The sequence below is a fragment of the Sodalis sp. (in: enterobacteria) genome, assembly GCF_047607725.1.
Taxonomy (GTDB): domain Bacteria; phylum Pseudomonadota; class Gammaproteobacteria; order Enterobacterales; family Enterobacteriaceae; genus JBLKSS01.
Window position 1 is genome coordinate 1 of sequence record NZ_JBLKSS010000338.1, and the last position, 3,249, is coordinate 3,249.

4 protein-coding genes are annotated in these 3,249 nt (G+C 56.7%); all 4 read left to right on the top strand.

Annotation, left to right across the window (positions count from 1 at the left end; translation table 11 throughout):
- Positions 1-247: 247 nt before the first annotated feature.
- The 4 genes from ACMX3H_RS20040 (at position 248) to ACMX3H_RS20055 (ending at position 3,203) form a co-directional block, all read left to right on the top strand.
- Positions 248-1,828 (top strand): hypothetical protein, encoded by a 1,581-nt coding sequence (locus ACMX3H_RS20040; protein ID WP_415211943.1) that lies wholly within the window; start codon positions 248-250, stop codon positions 1,826-1,828.
- Between the two features lie 120 nt (positions 1,829-1,948).
- Positions 1,949-2,260, top strand: a complete 312-nt coding sequence (locus tag ACMX3H_RS20045) for a hypothetical protein (protein ID WP_415211944.1) — start codon at positions 1,949-1,951, stop codon at positions 2,258-2,260.
- A 7-nt stretch (positions 2,261-2,267) separates the two neighbouring features.
- Positions 2,268-2,936, top strand: a complete 669-nt coding sequence (locus tag ACMX3H_RS20050) for a hypothetical protein (RefSeq protein WP_415211945.1) — start codon at positions 2,268-2,270, stop codon at positions 2,934-2,936.
- Positions 2,937-2,945: 9 nt separating this feature from the next.
- Positions 2,946-3,203 (top strand): hypothetical protein, encoded by a 258-nt coding sequence (locus ACMX3H_RS20055; RefSeq protein ID WP_415211946.1) that lies wholly within the window; start codon positions 2,946-2,948, stop codon positions 3,201-3,203.
- The last annotated feature ends 46 nt before the right edge of the window (positions 3,204-3,249 follow it).

Below are 3,249 nucleotides of genomic sequence, written 5' to 3' on the forward strand. Positions count from 1 at the left end.
CCCATCACGCAGCAGGCGTACAGGGCGCGATAATATATTCATCATCCCGCGGGCGGGCGCGGTACGATAATATCTCCATTATGTCGCGGGCGTGGACGACACGATATTCTTAGGAATGGCGTGTTTCGCAGAGGGCAATAATAAGCTTAACCGGCGTTGCAGTAAGATAAGAAAAGATCTCATCAATAGGGAATGCCATCTAGGGAAACCGCACCGACAAGGCGCGACATCGAAAAGGAATTTCACCATGGAAACGGCCCGCTGTACAGCTAATAGAGAGAGTCACGGGCACGCCGCGCTGGCGGCGGCGACCGCCATGAGCCCCTCAACCCCGTCGCTTGTCGCGCAGCTTTCCAGCGTTAACCCCTCGGTCTTAGTGATGACGCGGCGGCAGGTCGATAGCGCGCCGAACCCGTTGGCGGTGGGCACAAGCAATGAGAAAACGGCGCAGCGCGGCGACGTCGCCGTCTTCGCGGGCGGTGTCGAACCGCTAGAGCGGGGAGAAGGGACGACACCACATAACCGGATCTTGGCGCTTTTCACCATGAAGGGCGGCGCGCGGCCTTCGCGCGATCCTGAAATTAACTCGGGTGGCCAACCAGTTCGGGATAAGGAGGCATTCGCGCCAAGAGCGCGGGTCACCGACCTGCTTCAGTACTACGCCGACCCGATCCATAGACAGCGCGTTTTTACCACCTTGCTGGGGGTCGCGCTTGATATCTATTTGCTCGATGCGTTTCTGACCGCGATGAATCATGAGACTTTCACGGTAAACAGCCTGAATTCTCTGTTATCTCTCGATGCGGTGGCGAAAATCGACGGTGGCGCATGGCATCGTTTACCGGCGGCGGAGAAAAGCGCGGTTGATATGCTGTGGCGGCAATGTATCAAAGATGAGCTGCCGATCGTCTATTATGCCGCCCTGCTGGGGTTTGGCGATGTGCCCGTGGGCTATGAAGATTTCGCTAAGCTGTTTGCGGGCTCGCTGTACGTTTATCAGCAAAAAAACGCGGCCCTGCCGCCGACGCGCCAGGCGCTTCAACAGACCGGCGAAGCGTTATTAAATGTCTTGGTCAATGAAACCCTTGAGCTGCAATTGCTGGGTTATCTCAGCCTGCCGGCGCTGTTTTTTGCCGCTCAGCATACCAAACCGGCGCCGTTAAACGCGCAGCAAGCCGCGAATATCGACTATAAACTTGAGGCTGTCGTCCAGTTCAAGGCATTCTGGCGAACGCGCGCGGCAGGGTTGTGCAGCGCCAGCGCGCTGTTGAGCCGCTATGCACAATCGGTGGTCAACTGTCTGCCGCGCACGGCGCCTATACAGGCGAGGGTGCCCCGGCAGGCGCTGCGGGACACGCGCGCTACGCAGCCGTGGGAACAAGAGGGCAACGTTGTGGCACAGCCGGGGTGGCCATGGGCCGCCTCATTCGCTGACGCTACGCCGCGCATCGGCAGACAAAACCAGCTTTCCCTCGCTCATGAGAGCGTTAACGCTGATAAAAGAGAACGCGCCGAGGCGGTGGCTGAACATTTTTACGCTATCGACAGACTCTTACTCCTCGATACTCTTTCACGCCTAGACGATTATGACGCCCAGCAGCTTTGTTCTGACCAGGCGGAAATTCATGAATTGGAACCCTTTGTCAGTGAATTAGGCGAATATCAAAGCCGCAACGCCTATCCCCCTATCATTTTACCCTCCGCCGCCGTTAGCTGGGGGCCTCATTTTGCCACGTTGAAAAAATCCGTTGACCTATTAGCGGTCTGTGACATCGCCTGGGCGCAGAAAACCAATCAATACAAGCATATCTATGCGCTTAAATTTTAACATGACCACTATGACATCATTCGTCTCGATTACGATATCGCGGCCTACATGGATTACGATCTTTTTGATCTTCACACGGATAACACATTATTTGACGAGATGCGCCGCCGAGATCAATTAGTGCTAAATATCAGCCCCCCCGGCGATCATAATAAAGTCATCAAACCGGCCGGTCACCAAACGGCGCAGCAGTTGATAGATTATTTACTGCGAAAACACCGAGGTGAAATTTTTGCTTCTCTGTATGCCGCCGATACCGCCCCCGCGGCGTTGGACCGTGAGACGCTCAAGCAGATTTTGCCGTTGTATGCGAACGCCATCGCGATGATGGCAGAACAAAGTGAGGCCAATACCGGTGCTATGCTGGCGTGTGCGTCGGCGCTGCCGGGCAAGGGATTGCTCCCCCCGTCATCTCACCATCAGGTTGGGTAATAACCTGTTGCGGCTGCGCGATCCTGTGTTGAATGTGTTGACTTCAGCAGGATGCGCGAATTTCGCCAAAGCCAGCGCGCTGCTCAATACGTGCGCTCGACCCGCCTTTGGCGATCAAAACCCGCCGGCCGTCCACGTCGGCGAGGCGCTTACCGCGACCGGCGCGGACCATTATGATTTTAAAGGGGAAGTGCCGAGTTTCGAGGTGACCTTACCGCTGAAGGTCATCGACAGACAGCCTCATCATCTGCTGGTAACGCTGGTGGATGTCGTCAGCGGCAAGGGGGTAGGCCGTCAATACGCGATTGTGGCCCATCATCCGGTTCCCATGACGGCAGCAAGCAGGCAGGCGGTGGCCACCCCGGCAGAAGGAGACGCCTTGGCACCGGCGGCGCCCGCCACGCACCAACAGCCAGTGCCGGACCGGTTCACCGCCTCGCGAACCCTTTATGAAGGTCTACATCCGTCTGTCCCGTTGCTCATACTGCAGCTCGAAAGGGCCGTCTTACGGGCGGGTGGCTTCACCCTGTCACCCCTTGCGCGTCCGCTTAAGTCCTTCATGCCGCCCACGGTATTCATCGACCTGCGTTATGACACCAGTTACCTCAATTACTGCAATATGGTGGCTAACTATCCCGGCGCACGGCAGTTTCATCTGCACGGTTTGACGCAATAGAGGGAATCGGTGCCGCCAGGCTATGACCAACTTAAGGCAACGTTGCCCTATTTTACCCATGAGGTGCAACTGGCCCGGCGTTATGTCCATGATCTGCTTGAGCAGTTTTCGCACGGCATGGCGCTTTGCCTTGGCGACGACGCGACGTCGTGTCAACCCATACAACGCTATCTGGCGCAAGCGCTCCGAACGGGCGATCGGGGCATCTTACAACCGGCGGGCAACCGCCTACGCTGGCATCTGGCCAAAATTGATCATTATTTGTAAGCGTACGCCCAGCGCCGTATTGACAGTTATTCAGCAGGGATGGTGA